Origin of the sequence: Halorubrum depositum, assembly GCF_007671725.1 — an archaeon.
GTDB lineage: Archaea > Halobacteriota > Halobacteria > Halobacteriales > Haloferacaceae > Halorubrum > Halorubrum depositum.
Map to the genome: position 1 here is coordinate 1 of NZ_VCNM01000005.1, position 5211 is coordinate 5211.

Annotated in this window: 1 tRNA gene and 3 rRNA genes; all 4 read right to left on the reverse strand. The window is 57.6% G+C overall.

The window, feature by feature from the left end:
- Positions 1-40: 40 nt before the first annotated feature.
- Positions 41-162: ribosomal RNA gene (gene rrf, locus FGM06_RS15870) — 5S ribosomal RNA — on the reverse strand.
- Positions 163-322: 160 nt separating this feature from the next.
- A 23S ribosomal RNA gene (locus tag FGM06_RS15875) occupies positions 323-3235 on the reverse strand.
- Positions 3236-3498: 263 nt separating this feature from the next.
- Positions 3499-3570 (reverse strand) — tRNA-Ala (locus FGM06_RS15880).
- Positions 3571-3731: 161 nt separating this feature from the next.
- Positions 3732-5201: ribosomal RNA gene (locus tag FGM06_RS15885) — 16S ribosomal RNA — on the reverse strand.
- The 16S, 23S and 5S rRNA genes sit together here with 1 tRNA gene alongside, the layout of an rRNA operon.
- Positions 5202-5211: the final 10 nt, after the last annotated feature.

Below are 5211 nucleotides of genomic sequence, written 5' to 3' on the forward strand. Positions count from 1 at the left end.
GTCGATTGAAAACGGGTGGGGCAATCGCCCCATATGAATGGGCAGGCGGCGAACCGCGGTTCCCAGAGGATCGCTCACTCCAGTACTTCCCGGTACGCTGGTGGGCTTAACTTCCGTGTTCGGAATGGGTACGGGTGTTTCCCCACCGCTCTGGCCGCCTTTACGCCGACGCTCGGAGTCGAACCGAGCCTCTCTTCCCATATGAATGGGCTGAGAGACGCCTGTGTCGGTGGTTCCGATCTGTGTGATCGGCCGACCGTGTATATGTGCGATCCAGTTACCGCCTGAACTCATGCGAGTGTGGTAATGTGTCAGTGCCGTATGATTGTGGCTTCGGTCTGTTAGTGCTCGTGGACTCAACACCTCGTTGCCTCGGTGCGTACATCCCGAGTCTATCGAACTCGTCTTCTACGAGTGACCTCAACGGTACTTCTTTTCCATGTGGGTTTCGAGCTTAGATGCGTTCAGCTCTTACCCCGTGTCGCGTGGCTACCCGGCAGTGCCCTTGCGGACAACCGGTACACCAGTGGCGACCAAACGTAGTTCCTCTCGTACTATACGTTCGTTCACGTCAAGTACCTTGACACCCCCAATAGATAGCAGCCGACCTGTCTCACGACGGTCTAAACCCAGCTCACGACCTCCTTTAATAGGCGAACAACCTCACCCTTGCCCGCTTCTGCACGGGCAGGATGGAGGGAACCGACATCGAGGTAGCAAGCCACCCGGTCGATATGTGCTCTTGCGGGTGACGACTCTGTTATCCCTAAGGTAGCTTTTCTGTCATCTACGGGCCCCATTCCGGAGCCTCGTAGGTTCGCTAGACCACGCTTTCGCGTCAGCGTCACTCGTTGGGAATGACACTGTCAGACCATCTTGTGCTCTTGCGCTCTTCGCCGGATTCCCGACCCGGCTGAGATGATCTTCGGGCGCGCTCGATATCTTTTCGAGCGCGTACCGCCCCAGTCAAACTGCCCGGCTACCGGTGTACTCCTCCCGGAGTGAGAGTCGCAGTCACCGACGGGTAGTATTTCAATGTTGACTCGGTGGCCCGCTAGCGCGGGTACCTGTGTAATGTCTCCTACCTATGCTGCACATCGGCGACCACGTCTCAGCGACAGCCTGCAGTAAAGCTCTATAGGGTCTTCGCTTCCCCTTGGGGGTCTCCAGACTCCGCACTGGAACGTACAGTTCACCGGGTCCAACGTTGGGACAGTGGCGCTCTCGTTTATCCATTCATGCAAGCCGCTACTGAAGCGGCAAGGTACTACGCTACCTTAAGAGGGTCATAGTTACCCCCGCCGTTGACGGGTCCTTCGTCCTCTTGTACGAGGTGTTCAGATACCCGCACTGGGCAGGATTCAGTGACCGTACGAGTCCTTGCGGATTTGCGGTCACCTGTGTTGTTATTAGACAGTCGGAGCGCCCGAGTCACTGCGACCTGCTCCGTAGAGAGCAGGCATCCCTTCTTCCGAAGGTACGGGACTAACTTGCCGAATTCCCTAACGTCGGTTCTCCCGACAGGCCGTGGCTTTCGCTGCCAGAGCACCTGTGTCGGATCTCGGTACGGACATCGTGCTTGTCTTTTCACGGGCCCTATGTACGGCTGACTTGCGCTATCTCGCGTTTCGCTCGCTTCGTGCCGTGACGGCATCCACGAGTTTCCACGATTCGACCGGGCGAAGGCCCGGCTCAGCGTTCCACACGGCGTCGACGTTTACTGCACGATGGCACTGGAATATTAACCAGTTTCCCGTTGATGCAGTCGAGTTGCGGTGCATCTTAGGACCGGCTGACCCTCGGCTGAGTGGCAGTGCCGAGGAACCCTTGCTCATCAGGCCGTCGAGGTTCTCACCCGACTATCGCTGCTACTGTGACCAGGATTGTCGTTTCTGAACGGTCCACGCGAGCTCTCGCCCGAGCTTCCATCCGAACAGAACGCCAACCTACGCGGTTGCCCCTGTCAAGGGCACGGCCAGGTCTCGGTGGTAGATTTGAGCCCCGATCATTTTGGGCGCCTCAAACCTCGGCCGGTAAGCTGTTACGCTTTTCTTAGAGGGTAGCTGCTTCTAAGCTCACCTCCCGGCTGTTTAGGGCTTGAGACCACCTTCGAATCGCACTTAATCTACACTTTGGGACCTTAACCCGGCTCTGGGTTGTTCCCCTCATGGTGCACAGGCTTACCCCGCACACCGGACTCCCTTCGTCTACAGCGCCTGCGGGTTTGGAGTTTGACAGGATGGCCGACTCCTCTCGGAGGCGGGTCATCCAATCGGTAGCTCTACCCCGCGGGCTACCTCGGAAGAGGTCATGCTTCGACATGTTTCGGTTGGAACCAGCTGTTGCCAGGCTCGATGGGCCTTTCACCCCTATGCGCAGATCACGAGAGGATATTGTAGAATACCACCTCTAACGGGCCTCCACGTGGCTTTCGCCACGCTTCACCCTGCCTGCGTATAGATCGCCTGGTTTCGGGTCGCACCCAATTGACTCCCCGCGCTTGAACACGGTGGCCCTCGCAATGCTGCGGCCGTATCGGTTTCCCTGCGCCTTCCCCGGTTCACGGGTTAGACTCGCCAATCAAGTGCACTCCCTGGGTCGTTTTTCAAAACGCACGACACGACGCCGGCTCGATTCTCTTCCTACTGGAGGATCGCTCCTCGGTCGTTTTGAGAATCGCCTTGTACGCCCTGTCGCTCGATCGCCAGCTGATTTCAGGCCCTATTGCACCGCCCTTCTCGGGGTGCTTTTCAGCGTTCGCTCACGCTACTTGTTCGCTATCGGTCTCGAGGAGTGTTTAGCCTTCTCAGGGGATGCCTGAGTTGTTCACAGAGGATATCCGACCCCTGCTACTCTGGTATTGACGCCAACGGTACTGTCTCATCTTACGGGGTTGTCACCCTGTTTCACGCTCCATTCCAGGAGACTTCAGATGAAGTGTCGCGTTTTGGTTGTCAACCCGAACACCACATTGGTCCGAAGACCTTCGGTTTGGGCTGTGTCGCGTTCACTCGCGGTTACTGACGACATCGCGGTTGCGTTCTTTTCCTTCCCTTACTGAGATGTTTCAATTCAGGGAGTTCCCTATTGCGCGTGGCAATTGTAAACGGATTCCGATTCGGAGATCTCGTGTTCTTACCCTCCATGCGGGTCCCACGAGCTTTTCGCAGCTTGGCACGTCCTTCGTCGGCTCTCGAGCCGAGCCATTCACCAGCTGGCACAGTAGCCAGTAGTGTGTTGGACGGTTCCGTAAGGAACCTCCAACGGTGTCAAGTGACATAGTGTCACCCGACTGTATATGGTTCACTGACGTTCCACGAACTCGTATGAGTTCAGTGGACGTCTGGATCGCACGTATACACGGTCGTCATCGAATCACCCTGGCGGGGTGTTCGTCGAACCCTTCCCATCCGCGGTTTCCCGGGATGGTGCATCGGTCGTCGTAACCCAACGGAGTCGCGTCGCCCACTTAAGGGGACGGATTCGCGTCGGGGGACATGGACTCACTGGGATTCGAACCCAGGGCATCCTCCTTGCAAGGGAGGCACTCTACCGCTGAGCTATGAGCCCACCTTCCCGTGGTGGGAAGGCTCTGCGTTTGTAGTGTGAGCCGTGGTAGTTCGTCGGTGTCCAGATCGGTGGGTGAACGGACACGCGACCATGCATGAGTAGTGACCGTTCGTGTGAACGGTCGAAAGGTGAGCTCGCCCAGAGGGCGAGTCTCGGGTCTGTGGAGGTGATCCAGCCGCAGATTCCCCTACGGCTACCTTGTTACGACTTAAGCCCCCTTGCGAAGCCCAGATTCGACTCGTGAAACGAGCCTCATCCGGACCTCACTCGGGTGCTTTGACGGGCGGTGTGTGCAAGGAGCAGGGACGTATTCACCGCGCGCTTATGACACGCGATTACTACCGAATCCAGCTTCATGTGGGCGAGTTGCAGCCCACAATCCGAACTACGATCGAGTTTCTGAGATTACCGTCTCCTTTCGGAGTAGGAACCCTTTGTCTCGACCATTGTAGCCCGCGTGTTGCCCAGCACATTCGGGGCATACTGACCTACCGTTGCCCGTTCCTTCCTCCGTGTTGGCCACGGCGGTCTCCCTACTGTCCCCAGCCACTTCGCAGTGCTGCTGGCAAGTAAGGATGCGGGTCTCGCTCGTTGCCTGACTTAACAGGACGCCTCACGGTACGAGCTGACGGCGGCCATGCACCTCCTCTCTGAAACTCGGACAAGGTCATCAACCTGGTCGTCATTATTACAGTCGATGCTGGTGAGATGTCCGGCGTTGAGTCCAATTAAACCGCAGGCTCCTCCGGTTGTAGTGCTCCCCCGCCAATTCCTTTAAGTTTCATCCTTGCGGACGTACTTCCCAGGCGGCCTGCTTAGCGGCTTCCCTACGGCACAGCACCCACTCGTAGTGGGAGCCACACCTAGCAGGCATTGTTTACGGCTAGGACTACCCGGGTATCTAATCCGGTTCGAGACCCTAGCTTTCGTCCCTCACTGTCGGATCCGTTCTCGCGACGTGCTTTCGCCATCGGCGGTCCGTCCAGGATTACGGGATTTCACTCCTACCCCGGACGTACCCGTCGCGCCTTCCGGTCCCAAGCCACACAGTTTCCACCGGACGCCCACCCGTTGAGCGGGTGGATTTTCCGATGGACTTGTGCGGCCAGCTACGGACGCTTTAGGCCCAATAAGATCGGCCATCACTCGGGCTGCCGGTATTACCGCGGCGGCTGGCACCGGTCTTGCCCAGCCCTTATTCGTCCACCTCCCTACGGTGGACAAAAGCGTAGGCTCTATGCCTACGCACTTGGGATTCCCTTATCGCACTGTCGTGCAGTGTAAAGGTTTCGCGCCTGCTGCGCCCCGTAGGGCCCGGAATCTTGTCTCAGATTCCGTCTCCGGGTTCTCACTCTCATGACCCGTACCGATTATTGGCACGGTGGGCCGTTACCCCACCGTCTACCTAATCGGCCGCAGCCACATCCTTCGGCGCCGGAGCGTTTGGCACAGTCCTCATTCCAGGTGGACTGTGGTATCCGTTATTAACCTCAGTTTCCCGAGGGTATGACGGTCCGAAGGGTAGTTTGGCCACGTGTTACTGAGCTATTCGCCACGAGTCTGAACTCGTGCGACTAGCATGGCTAAATCGAATCCCAATAGCAATGGCCTCCGGCAGGATCAACCGGAATGTATAACCTC